Source organism: Aquipseudomonas ullengensis, from assembly GCF_014174475.1.
In the GTDB taxonomy this organism is placed as follows: Bacteria; Pseudomonadota; Gammaproteobacteria; order Pseudomonadales; family Pseudomonadaceae; genus Aquipseudomonas; species Aquipseudomonas ullengensis.
In genome coordinates this window covers 112,055-129,512 of the sequence record NZ_JACJUD010000006.1, presented here as the reverse complement: position 1 = coordinate 129,512, position 17,458 = coordinate 112,055, and the positions used below count along the sequence as shown (strand labels likewise).

Below are 17,458 nucleotides of genomic sequence, written 5' to 3'. Positions count from 1 at the left end.
TTGTGGGTGCTGAACACCAGAGGGGATGTGCAGTTGCTGTGGTTCGCAAAAAAAACAACTAGAGCGGACGGCCTGCTGGGTATCGAGACAGGCCCTGAAGGCATCGCCCTGGCGCGTGTGCAGCGCAACCCCGGGGAAGCTCCGCGGCTGCTCGACTGCCTGTTCCGCCAGGCGGCGCCCGCCGAACAGCCAGCCCTGCTCAAGCGCCTGGTCGCTGAACTGGGCCTGGCCGGTGTACCGGTCAACCTGGTATTGCACCCCGCTACTTATCAGATGCTCCTGCTCGACAGCCCCGACGTGCCCGCCGAAGAGCTGCGCGACGCGCTGCGCTGGCGGGTCAAGGACCTGATTCCCGAGCCGATCGATCAGGTCGTGGTCGATGCCTTCACCCTTCCCGAAGACGCCTACCGTGGCCGCTCGCGCATGGCCTACTGCGCCGTGCTGGGCAAGGGGCACATGCAGGGCTGGCTGGACATGCTCACCCATGCGGGGCTGAAGCCGCAGAGCATCGATGTCACCGAAATGGCCTTCCGCAACCTCGGCCTGCAAGCCGGTGCCGAAGGCATGAACATCGCCGTGCTGCGCCTGCGCTCCAGCGAGGGCCTGATCTGTGTGCAGAACGGAGCAGACCTGTACATGGCGCGCCGAATCGAACAGGGCTTGGAGCACGCCGGCGACGACTTCGCCACCGTGACCCTGGAGATCCAGCGCTCGCTCGATTACTTCGAGAGCCAATTGGGCAAGGGCTACATCAATCGCCTGTTGCTGCTGCCGGCCAAGCGCAATGGCGCTGCAACCATGCAGGCGTTGTCCGCAGGCCTGGCGGTGAAGCTGCAGGCGCTCGACTTGCGCGAGCTGTTCCCCGGCCAGGCCGCCGCCGAGCTGGATGAGCAGGAGCAGGCCTACTGCATGGCTGCAGTCGGCGCCGCCCTGCGTCAGGAGGTTCGCTGATGCAGAACCTCAACCTCTATCAAGTCGTCCGGCCCAGCCGCAGCGGCCCGCAGCGCACGCAGATGCTTGGCTTGCTCGCGGTACTGCTGCTGGCTTGCCTGCTGCACGGCGCCTGGCAGGGCTGGCAGCTGCGCGGCGCCAACCAGCGTCTGCAACAGGCCGAGCTGGGTGCCCAGGAACAGGAAACCCGCCTCGCGGCCGTCCAGGCCAGCTACGTCGAGCCGACCCTGGATGCCCGCTTACCCGGTGAGCTGGCAGGGCGTGAGGCGCAGAACCGCGAGCTGCAACGCTTGATCAACTACCTCGGCGTGCTCGCCGGCCAGCAGCGCAGTGGCTTCGTGGCCCCGTTGCTGGCGCTGGCCGAGCAGCACCCGCAAGGCGGCCTGTGGCTGAGCGGCATCGCGCTGAGCGAAGGTGGTAGCCAGATGCGCCTGCAGGGTTTCAGCCAGCAGCAGGAAGACCTGCCCCGCTACCTCGAACGCCTTGGCCGGAGCCCGGTGTTCAAGGGCCGTGAATTTGCCCGTTTCGACGTGCAGCGTGGCGACGACCAGCTGCTGCACTTCGACCTGTCCTCGCGTGCCGACGACAAGGAGAAAACCCCATGAACAAATTGCTGCAACGTTGGCAGGGCATGGTTCCTCGCGAGCAGTGGCTGACCTTCGGCGTCGGCCTGGCGCTGTTGGGTGCCCTTTATCTGTTGCTGGTGGGCGACCCGCTGAGCACCCGCCTGGCTAGCCAGAGCGCGGCGATTAAACTGGCGGAAGGCCGGCGCCTGGAGGCTGAGGCGGGGCTGGCCGATCTGCAAGGCAAGCTGGCTGCCGACCCCAATCTGTCCTATCGCAGCGCCCTGCTGGCCGCTTCGGCCAGTCGCGACGAGTTGGTGCAGCAGATCGAGCGGGAAACCGCCGAGATGGTCACTCCGGAGAAGATGAAAGACGTCCTGCAGACGCTGTTGCAGAGCCAGCCGAACCTGCACCTGGTGGGGCTGCAAAGCTTCAGCGAGCCTGTGCAGCTGGAGTCGGCCAGTGCTGCGGACAAGGCGCCAGCCGACAAGCTCGCGGTCGTACCGGTCAGCCTCTATCGGCATGGCCTGGTGCTCACGCTGGAAGGTGGTTTTTTCGACCTGCTGGGCTACCTGCAAACCGTGCAGAAGGTTCAGCAGGCCCCGGTCGGGCCGGAAGGTGGCGGCTGGAAACTGAACTGGGAAAGCCTCGACTACCAGGTTGGCAAGGCTGGTCCGGCGCGCGCGCAGATCAGCCTGAAGCTGTATACCTTGAGCAGCAAGGCGGGGTGGGTGGGTGTTTAGAGTCACTGTTGTTCTCGGCCTGCTGCTGGGCAGCGCCGGTGTGCTGGCGCAGCCGATCGATCCGACCCAGCCGCCCGTCAACCTGCGCCCGGCGACCACGGCCGATGCGCCAGCTGCGTTGCAGTTGCAGGCGATCTTCCACGGCGCCTATGGCAGCCGTGCGGTGATCAGCGGCCAGCGCCTGCGTACCGGCGAGGAGATTGCCGGCGCGCGCCTGGTGGCGATCTACCCGAGCTCCGTTCTGATTGAGCGCCAGGGCCAGCGTGAGCTGTTGCGCCTGGCCGAACCCGTAATGAAACCGAGTCGATGATGCCCATGACCAAACGCCTACCGAGCCTCGGCCTGCTGAGCCTGGCCTGCCTGCTGAGCGCCTGCCAGACCTTCATCGACGGCGACAAGCAGCTCTACGAACAGAGCGGCAAGTTGCTCGATGAAAGCATCCAGCAGGCCCAGGCCAAGGTCGTGCCGCCGCCTTCGGTGCAGGCCGCGTTGATTCCGCCCCTGTCGACCTCGGCCAGCTACAGCGGTGGCCCGCGCTTCGACGTATCGGCCAACGACATGCCGGCCCGCGATTTCTTCCTCAGCCTGATGGATGGCGCCGGGCAGAACCTGGTGGTGCACCCGGAAGTCACCGGCAACATCACCTTCAGCCTGCGCCGGGTCACCCTGGAAGAAGTGCTGGCCGCGGTGCGCGACAGCTATGGCTATGACTACCGGCGCACCAGCTACGGCTACCAGATCCTGCCGAACAAGGTGATTACCCGCAGCTACGACCTCAACTACCTCAACCTGCAGCGGGTCGGCGAGTCCGACACCCGGGTCAGCTCGGGCCAGGTGGAAAGCACCAGCAGCAATAGCGATAGCAGTAGCAGCAACGGCAGCAGTAACAGCAGCAACGACAGCACCGTGACCACGCTCAATGCGAGCAAGGTGGTGACCTCCAGCAATGTCGACTTCTGGAAGGAAGTGGAAGGCGTGGTGAAAATCATCGTCGGCGGCGAGCAGGGCAACAGCGTGGTGGTCAACCCGCAGGCCAGCCTGCTGGTGGTGCGCGCCAACAGTGCCGACCAGGAGAACGTCGCGCGCTTCCTCGAACAGGCGCAGCGCAACCTGCAGCGCCAGGTGATCCTGGAAACCAAGATTCTCGAAGTGCAACTGAGTGACGAGTTCCAGGCGGGTATCACCTGGAGCCAGCTGGGCGACGATGTCTCGGCGGGCATCAATGGCGATACCCTGAGCGGCCCGACCGACATCGGCGGGGTGTTCAGCACCGCGCTGAGCCTGGGCGATTTCACTGGGCTGATCCAGTTGCTGCAGACCCAGGGCGAAGTCCGCGTGCTGTCCAGCCCGCGGATTTCCACGCTGAACAACCAGAAGGCGGTGATCAAGGTCGGCACCGATGAGTTCTTCGTCACCGAAGTGTCGTCCAACAGCAGCACCAGCACGGTGGCCGGTGTGACCCAGCCGACCCAGGACCTGACCCTGACGCCGTTCTTCTCCGGCATCTCGCTCGACGTCACCCCGCAGATCGACCAGAACGATGTGGTCACCCTGCACGTGCGGCCGACCGTCAGCCGCGTTGTCGATCAGAACAAGACCATCGTGCTGGGCGAGGACAACGTGTTCAACCTGCCCCTGGCGCTGTCCACGTCGCGCCAGTCCGACTCCATCGTGCGCGCCCGCAGCGGCCAGGTGGTGGTGATCGGCGGTCTGCTGCAGAACGACAGCGACAACACCGACGCCGAAGTGCCATGGGCCAGCAGCCTGCCGTTCGTGGGCGCGCTGTTCAAACAGCAGCGCAAGAGCCTGAAAAAGAGCGAACTGGTGATCCTCATGCGTCCGCAGGTGGTCAACGACGACGTCTGGCTGGATGAGCTGCGCAAGAGCGCAGACACCTTCAAGGAACTGAGATAAGGCGATGTACGAAGCCTTCTTCGGCCTGCGCGAGAAGCCGTTCGCGCTGACCCCCAATACCGGCTTCCTGGTGCAGCTGGCGCCCTATCAGGCGTGCCTCAACCTGCTGCGCGTGGCGCTGGGGGAGGGCGAGGGCTTCATCAAGGTCACCGGCGAAGTGGGCACCGGCAAGACCCTGCTGTGCCGCGCCCTGCTCAATCAGCTGGATGACCAGCGCTACCAGCTGGCCTACCTGCCCAACCCGGGCATGAGCCCGATCGGTCTGCGCCAGGCGTTGGCCCGTGAGCTGCACATCGAGGCCATCGATGAGCTGGATTCCCAGGCCCTGCTGGATGTACTGCACCGGCGCCTGATCGAGCTGGCCGCTGCCGGCAAAAGCACCGTGGTGCTGATCGACGAGGCCCAGGCCCTGCCGACCGCCACCCTCGAGGCGCTGCGTCTGCTGACCAACCTGGAAACCGAGCAGGCCAAGCTGCTGCAGGTGGTGCTGTTCGGCCAGCCGGAGCTGGACGCGACCCTGGAGCGCACCGAGTTCCGCCAGTTGCGCCAGCGCATCACCTTTTCCTACCGTCTGCGCCCGCTGGATGTGAAAGACACCACCCGCTACCTCAGTGAGCGCCTGGCCGTGGCCGGCTACCGGGGCGAGCCACTGTTCGGCGGCGCTGCCGTGCGCGGCCTGGTGCGTGGCAGTGGCGGCATTCCACGGCTGATCAACATCCTCGCGCACAAGGCGCTGATGGTCGCCTATGGCGAAGGCACCCGGCAGGTCACGGCCCGCCAGGTGCGCCGGGCGCAGCTGGATACCGAAGGCGCCCAGCCGTTCCTGCGCCGCAGCCAGGCCTGGCTCGGCTGGAGCCTGGCCGCGGTCAGCCTGTCGCTGGTGGCGGTAGTCGGCGCGTGGCCGTGGCTGGCGAACTGGCGGGAGTTGCTGCCATGAGCCTGGTCAACGACATGCTGCGCGACCTCGAAGAGCGCCGCGCGGCCCCGGCCGAACGGCTCGCCCTGGAAGGCCTGCAGCCGGTGGACGAAGCCGGCGCGGCCCGTCGCGAACGCAGCGAACGCCTGCGCCGTGGCCTGGTCTGGCTGGGCGCCGTGGTGCTGCTCGGCTTTCTGGTGGGGTTGATGATCGGGCGCGTGGTCAACGGCCAGATTCCCTGGGGCGGCAACTTCCCCAAACGCGAGGAGGCGGCCGTGGTGCCGGCGGTTGTTGCGCCGCGCCTGCTGGAAGTGTTGCCGCAGAACAACGGCCACAGCCTGGTGCTGCAACTGCTCCTCGACCGCTCGGTGCCCTACCAGCGCATCGAGGAAAGCGGCGCGGTGAGCCTGCGTCTGCCGGGCGTGCAACTGGCGGGGCAGGCGCAGTCCGGGCGGGTACAGCATCCTGGCAGCAGCCTGTCGTGGCGAGTCGACGCGCAGGGCAGCGATGTCCAGGTGTTGCTGGTCGGCATGGGCGACAACCTGGAGGTGCGTGATCGCCTGGAGCCGGCGGGTGATCGCTGGTTGCTGTGGATCGAAGTGCCGCTGGCGCCCACCCCGGTTGCCGAAGCGCCGGTGGAACTGGAGCAGTTGCCGTCCGCTACACCCGCCATCGAGCCCGAGGCCGAAGCCCCGTTGCCGAGCTGGGCCAGTGCGCCGCTCGCGCCGGCCAGCGCCCCGGCCAAGGTCGTGGCGCCGCAGCCGCCGGCTCGCCCCAGCGGGCCGCCCGAAGTGAAGATCGCGCCCTATCAGCCCGATGCCCTGAGCGTGGCTCGCCAGGCGCTGCAGGATGGCGACTACCCACGCGCCATCCGTGAACTGGAAACCTTGCACAAGACCCGCGGGCGTGACCCCGAGGTGCTGCGCTGGCTGGCGCGCGCCTACCTGGCCGGCGGCCAGCAGCAGCGCTTGCTCGGCTGGTTGCCGGCGCAGCTGGCGCAAATGCCGCACGACAGCGAACTGCGCCTGCTGCTGGCCCGCACCCAGTTGCAGGCCGGCGACACCAAGGGCGCCGTCGCCACCCTCGAACAGAACGCCCCGAGCCTGCTGCAGGAGCCGACTTACCATGCCCTGCTGGCGGCCAGCTACCAGCAGACCGGGCAATGGCAGGAAAGCGCCGCCCTGTACCGGCAGCTGATCGCCCTGCGCCCCAGCCAGGCGACCTGGCAGCTGGGCCTGGCCATCGCCCTGGAACAGCTCGATCAACCGGCCGAGGCCGGCCGTCATTATCGCCTGGCCCTGCAAGGGCTGGGGCTGGACGAAAGCGCCCGACGCTTTGCCAGTGAACGCGCCTCGGCGCTGGGAGGTCGCGGATGACCCAGGACGACGTACGCCAGCGCAAGGTGCGCCTCGGTGACCTGCTGATCCAGGCAGGGCTGATCAGCGAGGCGCAGCTGCAACTGGCGCTGCAGGAGCAGAAGCGCACCGGCTCCAAGCTCGGCCGCACGGTGGTCGACCTCGGCTTCGTTGGCGAGGTGAAGCTGCTCACGGCGCTGTCCGAGCAGCTGAAGATTCCGTTCCTCGAACTCAAGCACTTCAAGTTCGACCAGCAAGTGGTGCAACTGCTGCCCGAGGCCATGGCCCGGCGCTTCCGTGCCATGGTCCTGTCGCGCGAGGCCGGTGGCATCCGCGTCGGCATGTCCGACCCGCTCGACCTGTTCGCCCTCGACGAGATGGAGCGCATCCTCAAGACCCGCGTGCTGCCCTCGGTGGTGCGCGAGGCCGAGCTGCTGGCCACCCTCGACCTGGTTTACCGGCGCACCAGCGAGATCGCCTCGATCGCCGGCGAGCTGGAAGGCGAGTTGCAGGACAGCGACTTCGACCTGTCCAAGCTCGGTGCCGACAACAACACCGACGCACCGGTGGTGCGCCTGCTGCAGACGCTGTTCGAGGACGCGGTGCAGATGAAGGCCTCGGACATCCACATCGAGCCCGACGAGGGCGTGGTGCGCATCCGCCAGCGTATCGACGGCGTGCTCAACGAACAGGTGATGAAGGAACAGCGCATCGCCTCGGCGCTGGTCATGCGCCTGAAGATCATGTCCGGCCTGGATATCTCGGAGAAGCGTTTGCCGCAGGACGGCCGTTTCAACATCCGGGTGAAGAACCGCAACATCGACGTGCGCGTCTCGACCATGCCGGTGCAGTTCGGCGAGTCGGTGGTGATGCGTCTGCTCGACCAGACCGGCGGGGTGTCCAGCCTCGATGCCAGTGGCATGCCGGCGGACATGCTGGTGCGTTTCCGCCGCCTGCTGCAACGTCCGTTCGGCCTGGTGCTGGTCACCGGTCCCACCGGTTCGGGCAAGACCACCACCCTGTACGCTGGCCTCAGCGAGCTGAACAGCCCGGAGAAGAAGATCATCACCGTGGAAGACCCGGTGGAATACCGCCTGCCACGGGTCAATCAGGTGCAGGTCAACGCCAAGATCGACCTGAGCTTCGCCCGCGTGCTGCGCGCCGCCCTGCGCCAGGACCCGGACATCGTGCTGATCGGCGAGATGCGCGACCAGGAAACCGCCGAGATCGGCTTGCGCGCGGCGCTCACCGGTCACCTGGTGCTGTCGACCCTGCACACCAACGACGCCCTGACCTCGGCCATGCGCCTGATCGACATGGGCGCCGAGCCGTTCCTGGTCGCCACCTCGCTCAACGCCGTGCTGGCCCAGCGCCTGGTGCGCCGGGTGTGCGAGAACTGCATGGAAGAGCACTCGCCCGAGCCGCAGCAGCTGGCCTGGCTGGAAAACCTCCACGGCGCGCCGCTGACCGGCCGCCAGTTCAAGCGCGGCACCGGCTGCCACCAGTGCCACAACAGCGGCTATTCGGGGCGCCTGGGCGTTTACGAACTGCTGGAAATGGACGAGTCGATGATCGCCGCCCTGCGCCGCAGCGACCCGCAAGGCTTCGCCGAAGCCGCCAAGGCCAACCCGAGCTACCGCCCGCTGGCAGCTTGTGCGCTGGACTACGCCCTGAGCGGGGTGACCAGTGTCGAGGAGGTGCTGAAGGTCTGCGCCACCCTCACCGATGAGGCGTTGGTCTGATGTCGCAATTCCGCTACACCGGCCGTGACGCCCAGGGCGCCAAGGTTGCCGGGGTCGTGCAGGGCACCAGCAGCGACAACGTCGCCAGCGAGCTGCTGAGCCAGCGCATCACCCCGTTGACCATCGAGGAGCAGACCGAGCAGGCGGGCGATGATGTGCTCGCCGCCCTCAGCGAGCGGCTGAAGCGCAAGCGTGTCGACCTCGAAGAACTGATCATCTTCTGCCGGCAGATGTACAGCCTGAGCAAGGCCGGCGTGCCGATCATCCGCGCCATCGGCGGCCTCGGTGAGTCGCACCGCAACGAATATTTCCGCGAAGTGCTACAGGCGGTGCGCAGCGACCTCGAAGGCGGCATGAGCATGGCCGTGGCCCTGCACGCGCATCCCAAGGTGTTCGGCACCCTGTTCATCAGCATGATCAGCGTCGGCGAGAACACCGGCCAGCTCGACCAGGCGTTCCGCCAGCTCTCCGGCTACCTGGAAATGGAGCGCGAGACGCGCAAGCGGATCAAGCAGGCCACCCGCTATCCGATGTTCGTCATGCTGGCCATGGCGGTCGCGCTGGTGGTGATCAACATGCTGGTCATTCCCGCGTTCTCCAAGGTCTTCGAGCAGTTCCATGCGCAGCTGCCGTTGCCGACGCGCATCCTCATCGGCACCTCGCAGTTCTTCCAGGACTACTGGTGGCTGATGGCGTTGCTGGTGGCCGGCGGCATCTATGCCTTCATCCGCTGGCAGCAGACCGCTGCCGGCGCGTTGAAGTGGGATGAGATCAAGCTGCGCCTGCCCATTGTCGGCGGCGTGTTCGAGCGTATCGCCCTGGCCCGTTTCACCCGTACCTTCGCCATGATGTACAAGGCCGGCGTGCCGCTGCTGCAGACCCTGTCGATCAACAGCGCCAGCGTTGGCAACCTGTATATCGGCCAGGCCATCCTCGGCATGCGCGAAGGCGTGGAGCGCGGCGAAGCGCTGACCAGCACGGCCTCGTCCAGCGGCCTGTTCACCCCGCTGGTGCTGCAGATGATGGCGGTGGGCGAGGAGACCGGCGCGCTGGATGACCTGTTTATCGAAGTGGCCGATTTCTATGAACAGGAAGTCGACTACGACCTCAAGCAGTTGGCCGATGCCATCGAGCCGATCCTGATCGTGGCCATGGGCATCATGGTGCTGGTGCTCGCGCTGGGCGTGTTCCTGCCCATGTGGGACCTGGCCTCGGTGGCCAAGGGCGGCGCGTGACGCCGGATTACCAGATCGACCGCACCGTGCGCCAGGCGCGCTGGCTGGGTTGGGTTATGACGGTGTTGATGGGGCTGGGCATCGTCCTGGCGCTGGGCTGGAAGATGCTGGCGGTCAGCGAGCGGCGGGCGATGGAGGCCACTCGTGAACACCTGGCCACCAGCCTGAGCAGCCTGGCGGCGGAACAGTTGGCGCAGGACCAGGTGCTGGACGCCACCTGGCGCAAGAAGAATCCGTTTGTCCTGCTGCGCTGGCAGCAGGACAGCTACTGCGGCGAACTGGCCGCAGGCGATGAGCCGCAATCCGGCTGCTGGTACTGGCTGCCCGCGCGGAACTGGGTGGTGTACCGGGCGCGGTTTGCCGCTGGATGGGCGAGGGAAGAGGAGCAAATGCGGGCCTGGCGGTTGTTGGCGGTTCCTGATGGAATGTCGACTGCGTCACAATCAGCAGACGCCGCGTTTGCTCTGGAACTTGCTGTGGTACCCCTGGCGGAGCTGTCTGCGTCGGGGCTGTTAAGTCACTGAGGGACACAATGAAGAACAGCAAAGGCTTTACCCTGATCGAACTGGTGGTGGTGATCGTCATCCTCGGCATTCTGGCCGCGGTGGCGCTGCCGCGTTTCATCAACTCGGCCAAGGATGCCCACGAAGCCGCGGTCAACGGCGTTACGGGTGGCTTGGCTGCGGCCGTCGTGCTGGTGCGGTCGCAATATGAGTTGAACCGCAATGGCGGCACCAATAGCAATAACTGCGTCTCCAGCAATACCTGCCAGATCGACGTAGGAGGTTTCGGTGATGGCACTGTCGACGTGAACGCCAATGGCTGGCCCATCGGTACCGGCCTCGCTGGCGCACCAGCTGCCACCGTGGCCATGACCCCCGCGACCTGCAATCAGGTATTCAGTAGCATCCTGCAAGGTTCGGCACCGTCCGTGGGCGTTGGTGCAGCGGGCACCGACTATGTCACCACGGCCAGCGGAACAGTTTGTACCTTCACCTACCAACTAGATGGTAGGAACGACACGATCATCTACGACGCCAATACTGGCGACGTGAATTACACCTTCATTTGAGTCCGTCTGGAGTAAAGCGATGAAAAAGCAACAAAGCGGTTTCACCTTGATCGAGCTGATCATGGTTATTGTGATCCTCGGTATTTTGGCGGCGTTTGCGTTGCCGAAGTTTGCTGATCTGAGCAGTGATGCCAAAAAGGCTTCTCTGAGTGGTTTGGCTGGTTCCTTGAAGTCTGCGTCAGCCATTGCGCGTTCGTCACAACTGGCTGCAGGGGTCACGCTGGGCACTGCGGTGAACTTAGATGGAGCTAACGTGGTTATGGTTAACGGCTATCCGCAGGCTCTCGCAACTGGCGGGATAAGCGCAGCTGTGGGCATTGTTGATACTAGTGACTACACCGCAACCGGCGGTGCAGCGGCAGGTGGTAGCACTGTTACCTACCAACTGACAGGCAAACTTAGCGCGACCTGCCAGGTGACCTATAGGGCAGCTACTGCGGCTGCCGACAATACTGCCCCTATCACCGCAGCGCCGGTTGTCACAATTACCAACAGCGGTTGCTGATCACGTATGAGGCGAGCTGGGCGCGGCTTCACCCTGGTCGAGCTGGTGATGGTGATGATGATCATCGGCATCCTCGCCGCCGTGGTGGGGCCGCGTTTCTTTGATAGAAAGGTGTTCGACGAGCGTCTGTTCTACGAAGAAAGTCTGGCGGCTGTGCGCTATGGGCAGAAGCTGGCGGTGGCCAGCGGCTGCCCGATTCGGGCCATAGTCAATGACGCAGGTTACTCCCTGAGCTATGCAGCGCCCTGCGGCGGAATGGCCCAAGATAGCCCCGTCGCCAACCCATCGGGTGGCGATTTCGCGCAGGGCAATCTGCAGGAAGTCGACGTCGGCAATCCTGGCTTGAACGTCATCTTCGATTGGCTGGGTACCGCAACAGGTGCCAATACCGTCAGTTTTGCCGGTAACGCCTTTTCCTTCACCGTGCACCTTGGCACCGGTTTCATCGAGGCCACGCCATGAGTCCGGTGAGCACAATTTCGCGGGGCCGCCCTGACGCTGGCTTCGCCCAACGCGGCATGACCCTGGTCGAGCTGGTTATCACCATCGTCATCATCGGCATCGCCGCGGCCGCCATGTTCTCGGCCATGGCCGCCATCAGTGGGCGCTCGGCCGACCCGATGCTGCGCCAGCAGAGTCTGGCCATTGCAGAGGCCTATATGGAAGAGATCAGCCTGCAGGCATTCCCGCTCAATACACCTTGTGCTACCGACAATAACGGTAGTGGGCGTGGCAATTTTGATGATGTGTGCGACTACAACGGACTTTATTATGACGGCACCCAGCCCTTTGCCCCGCGCAGTGCCATCTCAAGTACGGCATTGGCAGGCCTGGAGGCCTATCAGGTTCTGGTCGGTGTCAGCTCGCAGACGCTGAATGGCGTGGCGGCGATGCGGATTCTTGTCAGCGTGACTGATCCGGCCGGGCAACTCCTGGTGCTTACCGGCTATCGGACGAGCTATTGATGACCTGCGCCCGTTCAGCCAGTACTGAATCGGCAGTTATGCACGAACTCCGCCAGGCGGGTTTCACCCTAGTTGAGCTGGTGATGGTAATTGCCTTGGCCGGGCTGGTCGCGGTGATGGTCAGTGCCGTGATGTCGAACCCCTTGCAAAGTTTTGTCGATCAGAGCCGGCGTGCCGAGCTGGTGGATAAAGCCAGCGTGGCACTCAACCGCATGGCGCGCGATGTGCACCTGGCGGTGCCCAACTCGTTGACGGTTGGCTCTAGCCAAATACAGATGCTGTCGATTGCCGCGGCGGGGCGTTATCGCGCCAACCAGCCGGACGGCGTGGGCCCGCGCCTGGACCCACCGCAATGCACCCAGTCTGTGGGTGACTGCAGCATTGAAATCCTCAGCCCGATCACTCCGGCATCCTCCAACACTGCCCACTGGCTGATCATCTACAACACGGATATCAGCGAACTGAACGCGGCTGCCGCGCCGTCGGTGATCTCGCCGAAAGTCTTTACCTGGGCGGCGGGTTCGCTCAGCGCCAGTCTGCAGGGCTTCCGCTTCAAATACGCCTCACCCCAGCACCGTTTCTATCTGGCCAGTGACGTAGTGGGCTACCGTTGCGCCGGCGCTGGTATGGATGCGGAGGGCAATGGCACCGGCAAACTCTGGCGTGGCATATCGGCAAATCTCGATGGGTCCAGCCCAGTCGAGTCTCTGGTGGTTGACTCTGTTAGCGGCTGTACTTTCACCTACGCCCCAGGTACCAACACTCGTAGCGGCTTGGTCACGTTGCGTCTGACTCTGAGCCAGAACGATGAACCCATCACCCTGCTGCAACAGGTCCATGTCGACAATGCACCCTGAATCGAGGCAGCGCGGCTTTGGTCTGGTCGCGGCGATGTTCGTGATCATCATCATCGCGGCGGTGATCGCCGCCATGGCGCGTTTGGCCGTCACCCAGAACAGCACCAACAGTCTGGCGATCCAGCAGGCGCGGGCCTATCAGGCGGCAAGCGCTGGGCTGGAGTGGGGTCTATTCACTATCACGCGCCCCTTCACATGTGGCGAGGCCGCGCCAACAACTGCTGTTGTCACCAGCTTTGTGCTTGATGGTTTCACGGTGGCCATTCCCGAGCTGAAGCCGTCTGCCAGCCAGCTGATTGAAGAGGAAGACACTGTTACGCACTACTTCTACACAATTAGCGCCACGGCGCAGAGTGGCAACGTGGGCGACCTCGACTACGCCCACCGCAAACTTGAAGCAGTCGCTGAAGTTAGCTGCAAGCAGTAGTGAATGAGAGAAATGAAGGTCATGAGCCGTTTACCCATTAACTCGACAGTCCGGAGCGGTGTGCCAGCAACGCGCCCCGACTATGCCTACCGGCAACTGATTACGGTGGTGGAGCGTCGACCATGACCCTGAATACCGTGCTCCAACGGTTCCTAGTGGCCTGTGCGTTGCTGCTTCTGGCAATTCAGGCGCAAGGCGCCGCCTATACGCTACCGAGCGCATCCTTTGCGCCTTGCCTGGGAGGGGCGGGCAACTGGAACCAGGCGACCAATACCTGCAGCGGTCAGATCAGCTTCGCCAGCGGCGACACCTTGACCAGCAGCAGCGCGCTGACCCTGACCGCCAACGGCGGCTTCGCCCTGCGCGGCAACACCATCGGCACGGCCAGCAACCCGATCATCCTGCAGGCCGCCTATAACCCGATCGCGACCATCGCGCCGCATGCCGCGACCACCATCAACGGCTCGGTCAAAAATGGCAGCGCGGCGATTACCCTGACCAACGTCACCATCAACGGCTCGCTCGAAACGGCCAGCGGCAGCGTCACGCTGACCAGCTCCAGCGTGTCGGGCAACGTCACGGGCACCGGCACCGGCAGCCTGACCAGTACCAATGTCGGCGGCAATGTGAGTTTCACCAACGGCCTGAGCGTCACGGGTGGCACCCTGTCCGGCACGGCCAGTACCAATGGCAATGCGTCTTTCACCAATACCAATGTGATCGGTGCGGTCACCGCGACCAACGGCATTACGGCCAGCAACAGCAATTTCAGCGGCACCATCACGGCCACCAATGGCACATCGTCCTTCACCGGCGGCACCATCAATGCTGATATCAGCGGCAATTGCTGCAAGATCACCATCAGCGGCGCCTATGTCACCGGCAATATCAGCTCGACCAACGAGCTGGAGATCAACAACAGCACGATCACCGGTACCATCAGCAATAACAACAACATCACCTTCAGCAGCAGCACCGTCTACGGCAATGTCACGGCGGCGAGTTGGAGCACCATCACCGGTACCGGCAGCAGCAAGGTCTACGGCACCTGTACGCCTAGCGTGACCAGCCCGACCACCCTGTGCGACAACACGCCCGTCACCGCCTGTTTCACCGACAACTTCGATCGCACCAGCCTGGGCTCCGACAACTGGGCGGTGACCAGCCGTAATGGCAGTTTCGGTGTGCCGAGAACGGTCGGCAACCGCCTGCGCCTGACCGACAACACCGGCAACGTGGCGACCGGCGCGACGCTGCAGCGATTGCTGCCGGCGACCGGTAACTTCGTGCAGGTGCAGTTCAAGTACTACGCCTACAACGGCAATGGCGCCGATGGCGTGGCGGTGATCTTCTCCGATGCCTCGGTCACGCCGCAGCCCGGCGGCTATGGCGGCTCGCTGGGCTATGCGCAGCTCAACGGCACCAGTGGCTTTTCCGGTGGCTGGGCGGGCATCGCCCTGGATGAATACGGCAACTTCGCCAACCCCACCGAAACCCGCGTCGGCGGGCCCGGGCTGCGCCAGGACTCGGTATCGGTGCGTGGCTCCGGCAGCGGCACCACAGGCTATCGCTACGCCGCCGGAACGGCAGCCAACCTGAACCCCGGCATCGATATTTCCGGCAGCACGGCCGGTCCCGGGCATACCTACCGGATCACCCTGGACAGCCGGGTCAGTGGCAGAACCATGGTCATGGTCGAGCGCAACAGCGGCTCGGGTTTCGCCACGCTGGTCCCTTCCTTCGATATTCGTACCATCACCGGCCAGGCAAGCTTGCCCAGCGACTTCTTCCTGTCTCTGACGGGCTCGACAGGGGGCTCCAACAATATCCACGAGCTGGACGACCTGCAGGTGTGTGCCACGCGGATCAACCCGATTGGCGCGCAGATCGACCATTTCGAGTTCAGCTATTCGGGCACGGCGCTGACCTGCAACCCGCAGCCGGTCACTATCCGCGCTTGCCTCAACAGCAGTTGCAGCAGCCTGTATACCGACCCGGTAAGCGTCACGCTGAATCCTTCGAGCTATTGGTCTGCTATTGCCCCGGCCAGTGTCAGCGGCAGCACCATCACCTTCAGCGGTGGTACGGCCCAGGCCCGCCTGGGTAGACCCACGGCCGGCACGGTCAGCCTGGGGGTACAGTCCTCGGTGCCGGCGACCAAGCCGCTGAGCGTGCCGGTGTGCTCCACCAGCGGCTGCCAGATCAGCTACGCCAACAGCGGCCTGTTGCTGCAGGTGCCGAACATGCTGGCGGCCAAGCCGACGGCGGCCACACTCAGCGCGGTGCGCAAGGCAGACAACGCTCTGCAGTGCGTGCCGGCCTTCGCCAATGTCACGCGCAGCGTCAGCTTCACCTCGGCCTATAGCAATCCGAGTAGCGGCACCCAGCCGGTGGTGGTCAACGGCAGCAATGTGCGCGGCACACCTGTGAGTCTGAACCTCAACTTCGACGCCACCGGCACCGCGCCGCTGACCGTGCGCTACGACGATGCCGGGGAGATGAAGCTGAGCGCCCGCTATGTGGGCGGCGCGGGCAGTGGTGACGAGGGGCTGGTGCTGGACAACAGCGATACCGATGACCTGTTCGTCAGCAAGCCCTATGGCCTGTGCCTGCAGAGGCCTGCCGCCATTACGGGGGATCTCAGCAACTGCAATGACGCCAGCTGCGCCGTGTTCCCCGGTGGCATACGTGCCGGCGACAGCTTCCCGCTGAGCATCCGTGCGGTGGGCTGGCAGGCCGATGGCGAGGCGCTGACCGCGGCGCAGCTGTGCAGCGGCAATATCACCACGCCCAACTTCCGCCACGATGGCATCAGCCTGACCAGTGCGGTGGTAGTGCCGAGCGGTGGCGACAATGGTGTGGTGACGCCGCTCAACTACAACCACGCACTCGGCAATACGACGCTCTCGACCCCCTCGGTTTCCGAGGTTGGTGTGTTCACCGTCACAGCCACCCCGCCCAGTCAGGGCTATCTGGATGGAGAGACGGTCAGCGGCGGCAGCAGCGATCTGGTCGGCCGCTTCATCCCCGCCTATCTGAGCGTCGAGGGCAATGCCAGCCTGACGCCCAGCTGTGGCAGCGCCTTCAGCTACCAGGGCCAGCCGATGGGCTATGCCAATGATCGCCAGCCGACCCTGACGGTCACGGCCAAGAACCGTTCCGACGGTGTCACCAAGAACTACGACCGGGGCGCCTTCTGGAAACTCGCCGCCCCGGGCGTGGGCACCTACAGCTCGAATACCGGTAGCCCCGCCCGCGATGCGCGCCTGGCCACGCAACTTGAGCAGGCGGGTGTGGAAGCGCTTCGGCAAGTCGTCGGGGCGGATAATGGCGATGGCACTCGTACCTACCGTTGGACGGGCGAGCAACTGCTCTACCAGCCAGCGCTACTGCCCAGCAGCGACGACTATCCGTTCGCGGCCCAGGTTCGCCAGACCTTTCTCGCCGCCAGCCTGCGCGAAGTGGATCAGCTCCAGGAGGTCTGTTATGGCACGGGGGGCGGTTGCCAGGATTTCAGCTACGACTTCACGGTCGATGCGGCCAACAACCTGGGCAGCGAAGTCCGCCTGGGCCGCCTGCGCATCGGCAATGCCCACGGTTCGGAGCTACAGAGCCTGGCTCTGCCTGTAAGCCTGGAGAGCTGGCAGAACATCGCAGGTGGCAGCTTCCAGGCCGAGGGGCTGGATACCTGCACCACCTCGGCAGTCCTGGGCGTTCCGGCGCTCGATGGCTATACCGGCAATCTGGCAGTTGGCGAAACCACGCCGACCTCGACAGCTCCCTCGGTGGGTATAGGCAGTCTGCTACTCAGCTCCCCCGGCAGTGGCAACGATGGCTCGGTGCAGGCCCGCTATTCGCTGATGCCAAGCTGGCTGTATTTCGCCTGGGATGGCATTACCCGCAGCGAGGCGCGGGGGTTGGCCAGCTTCGGTATCTATCGCGGCGCCACACCGCTGATCTACCGCCGCGAGGTGTACCGCTAGAAAGCAAAAAGGCCACCTGAGAAGGTGGCCTTTTTGTTGGGCTTGTAAAAGAGGGGATTCCCCGGCCTGCCTGTACCAAGGTCCCCAAAACTGGGATTGCTTTAGTCTATGCAGACTGTGTGCCAGTTTTATTACGGTGGCTGCAGGCCTTGTGAATGCTGGGTTTCAGCGATTGCCTGCAGCGCTTTTGGCTACCGGCGTGGGCGATGGCTGAACCGCTGCTGTGCACC

Annotated in this window: 17 protein-coding genes; all 17 read left to right on the top strand. The window is 64.5% G+C overall.

Going from position 1 to position 17,458, the window contains the following annotated elements; all coding sequences use genetic code 11:
- The first annotated feature begins 33 nt into the window (after positions 1–33).
- The 17 genes from H3H51_RS17420 to H3H51_RS17340 all read left to right on the top strand — a co-directional run bounded on the left by H3H51_RS17420 (position 34) and on the right by H3H51_RS17340 (position 17,228).
- Entirely contained in the window at positions 34–951 is a 918-nt protein-coding gene (locus tag H3H51_RS17420; protein WP_235981412.1) for a type IV pilus biogenesis protein PilM, read from the top strand.
- Complete coding sequence (locus tag H3H51_RS17415) at positions 951–1,556, top strand: PilN domain-containing protein (protein ID WP_183090343.1); 606 nt, start codon at positions 951–953, stop codon at positions 1,554–1,556. The genes H3H51_RS17420 and H3H51_RS17415 overlap by 1 nt, the downstream gene beginning before the upstream one ends.
- Complete coding sequence (gene gspM, locus H3H51_RS17410) at positions 1,553–2,257, top strand: type II secretion system protein GspM (RefSeq protein WP_183090342.1); 705 nt, start codon at positions 1,553–1,555, stop codon at positions 2,255–2,257. The genes H3H51_RS17415 and gspM overlap by 4 nt, the downstream gene beginning before the upstream one ends.
- Positions 2,250–2,567, top strand: coding sequence for a type II secretion system protein N (locus H3H51_RS17405; protein WP_328803677.1), 318 nt, complete (start codon positions 2,250–2,252; stop codon positions 2,565–2,567). The genes gspM and H3H51_RS17405 overlap by 8 nt, the downstream gene beginning before the upstream one ends.
- A gap of 5 nt (positions 2,568–2,572) precedes the next feature.
- On the top strand, positions 2,573–4,171 hold the full coding sequence (locus H3H51_RS17400) for a pilus (MSHA type) biogenesis protein MshL (protein ID WP_235981411.1): 1,599 nt from the start codon (positions 2,573–2,575) through the stop codon (positions 4,169–4,171).
- A 4-nt stretch (positions 4,172–4,175) separates the two neighbouring features.
- Complete coding sequence (locus H3H51_RS17395; protein WP_183090340.1) at positions 4,176–5,108, top strand: ExeA family protein; 933 nt, start codon at positions 4,176–4,178, stop codon at positions 5,106–5,108.
- On the top strand, positions 5,105–6,463 hold the full coding sequence (locus tag H3H51_RS17390) for a tetratricopeptide repeat protein (protein WP_183090339.1): 1,359 nt from the start codon (positions 5,105–5,107) through the stop codon (positions 6,461–6,463). Before H3H51_RS17395 ends, H3H51_RS17390 begins: the two co-directional genes overlap by 4 nt.
- Positions 6,460–8,184, top strand: a complete 1,725-nt coding sequence (locus H3H51_RS17385) for a GspE/PulE family protein (protein WP_183090338.1) — start codon at positions 6,460–6,462, stop codon at positions 8,182–8,184. Before H3H51_RS17390 ends, H3H51_RS17385 begins: the two co-directional genes overlap by 4 nt.
- Positions 8,184–9,419 carry a type II secretion system F family protein gene (locus tag H3H51_RS17380; protein WP_183090337.1) on the top strand — a complete coding sequence of 412 codons (1,236 nt, stop codon included), beginning with the start codon at positions 8,184–8,186 and terminating at the stop codon, positions 9,417–9,419. Before H3H51_RS17385 ends, H3H51_RS17380 begins: the two co-directional genes overlap by 1 nt.
- Positions 9,416–9,943: a hypothetical protein gene (locus tag H3H51_RS17375; protein WP_183090336.1), complete on the top strand. Its 528-nt coding sequence runs from the start codon at positions 9,416–9,418 to the stop codon at positions 9,941–9,943. Before H3H51_RS17380 ends, H3H51_RS17375 begins: the two co-directional genes overlap by 4 nt.
- An 8-nt stretch (positions 9,944–9,951) precedes the next feature.
- Entirely contained in the window at positions 9,952–10,491 is a 540-nt protein-coding gene (locus H3H51_RS21330; protein WP_183090335.1) for a prepilin-type N-terminal cleavage/methylation domain-containing protein, read from the top strand.
- Between the two features lie 19 nt (positions 10,492–10,510).
- Entirely contained in the window at positions 10,511–10,996 is a 486-nt protein-coding gene (locus H3H51_RS21325) for a type II secretion system protein (RefSeq protein WP_183090334.1), read from the top strand.
- A gap of 6 nt (positions 10,997–11,002) precedes the next feature.
- Positions 11,003–11,458: a prepilin-type N-terminal cleavage/methylation domain-containing protein gene (locus H3H51_RS17360; protein WP_183090333.1), complete on the top strand. Its 456-nt coding sequence runs from the start codon at positions 11,003–11,005 to the stop codon at positions 11,456–11,458.
- Positions 11,455–11,961 carry a prepilin-type N-terminal cleavage/methylation domain-containing protein gene (locus H3H51_RS17355; RefSeq protein WP_235981409.1) on the top strand — a complete coding sequence of 169 codons (507 nt, stop codon included), beginning with the start codon at positions 11,455–11,457 and terminating at the stop codon, positions 11,959–11,961. The genes H3H51_RS17360 and H3H51_RS17355 overlap by 4 nt, the downstream gene beginning before the upstream one ends.
- 38 nt (positions 11,962–11,999) lie before the next feature.
- On the top strand, positions 12,000–12,818 hold the full coding sequence (locus tag H3H51_RS17350) for a prepilin-type N-terminal cleavage/methylation domain-containing protein (protein WP_183090332.1): 819 nt from the start codon (positions 12,000–12,002) through the stop codon (positions 12,816–12,818).
- Positions 12,799–13,245 (top strand): pilus assembly protein MshP, encoded by a 447-nt coding sequence (locus tag H3H51_RS17345; RefSeq protein WP_183090331.1) that lies wholly within the window; start codon positions 12,799–12,801, stop codon positions 13,243–13,245. Before H3H51_RS17350 ends, H3H51_RS17345 begins: the two co-directional genes overlap by 20 nt.
- A gap of 122 nt (positions 13,246–13,367) precedes the next feature.
- Positions 13,368–17,228 carry a DUF6701 domain-containing protein gene (locus H3H51_RS17340; protein WP_183090330.1) on the top strand — a complete coding sequence of 1,287 codons (3,861 nt, stop codon included), beginning with the start codon at positions 13,368–13,370 and terminating at the stop codon, positions 17,226–17,228.
- Positions 17,229–17,458: the final 230 nt, after the last annotated feature.

What these genes read in the sequence shown, in the direction of transcription:
- H3H51_RS17385 (WP_183090338.1), top strand. Translation starts at nt 6,460, where the DNA reads ATGACCCAGGACGACGTACGCCAGCGCAAGGTGCGCCTCGGTGACCTG.
- H3H51_RS17415 (WP_183090343.1), top strand. Translation starts at nt 951, where the DNA reads ATGCAGAACCTCAACCTCTATCAAGTCGTCCGGCCCAGCCGCAGCGGC.
- H3H51_RS17400 (WP_235981411.1), top strand. Translation starts at nt 2,573, where the DNA reads ATGACCAAACGCCTACCGAGCCTCGGCCTGCTGAGCCTGGCCTGCCTG.
- H3H51_RS17350 (WP_183090332.1), top strand. Translation starts at nt 12,000, where the DNA reads ATGCACGAACTCCGCCAGGCGGGTTTCACCCTAGTTGAGCTGGTGATG.
- H3H51_RS17340 (WP_183090330.1), top strand. Translation starts at nt 13,368, where the DNA reads ATGACCCTGAATACCGTGCTCCAACGGTTCCTAGTGGCCTGTGCGTTG.
- H3H51_RS21330 (WP_183090335.1), top strand. Translation starts at nt 9,952, where the DNA reads ATGAAGAACAGCAAAGGCTTTACCCTGATCGAACTGGTGGTGGTGATC.
- H3H51_RS17355 (WP_235981409.1), top strand. Translation starts at nt 11,455, where the DNA reads ATGAGTCCGGTGAGCACAATTTCGCGGGGCCGCCCTGACGCTGGCTTC.
- H3H51_RS17380 (WP_183090337.1), top strand. Translation starts at nt 8,184, where the DNA reads ATGTCGCAATTCCGCTACACCGGCCGTGACGCCCAGGGCGCCAAGGTT.
- H3H51_RS21325 (WP_183090334.1), top strand. Translation starts at nt 10,511, where the DNA reads ATGAAAAAGCAACAAAGCGGTTTCACCTTGATCGAGCTGATCATGGTT.
- H3H51_RS17395 (WP_183090340.1), top strand. Translation starts at nt 4,176, where the DNA reads ATGTACGAAGCCTTCTTCGGCCTGCGCGAGAAGCCGTTCGCGCTGACC.
- H3H51_RS17360 (WP_183090333.1), top strand. Translation starts at nt 11,003, where the DNA reads ATGAGGCGAGCTGGGCGCGGCTTCACCCTGGTCGAGCTGGTGATGGTG.
- gspM (WP_183090342.1), top strand. Translation starts at nt 1,553, where the DNA reads ATGAACAAATTGCTGCAACGTTGGCAGGGCATGGTTCCTCGCGAGCAG.
- H3H51_RS17345 (WP_183090331.1), top strand. Translation starts at nt 12,799, where the DNA reads ATGTCGACAATGCACCCTGAATCGAGGCAGCGCGGCTTTGGTCTGGTC.
- H3H51_RS17390 (WP_183090339.1), top strand. Translation starts at nt 5,105, where the DNA reads ATGAGCCTGGTCAACGACATGCTGCGCGACCTCGAAGAGCGCCGCGCG.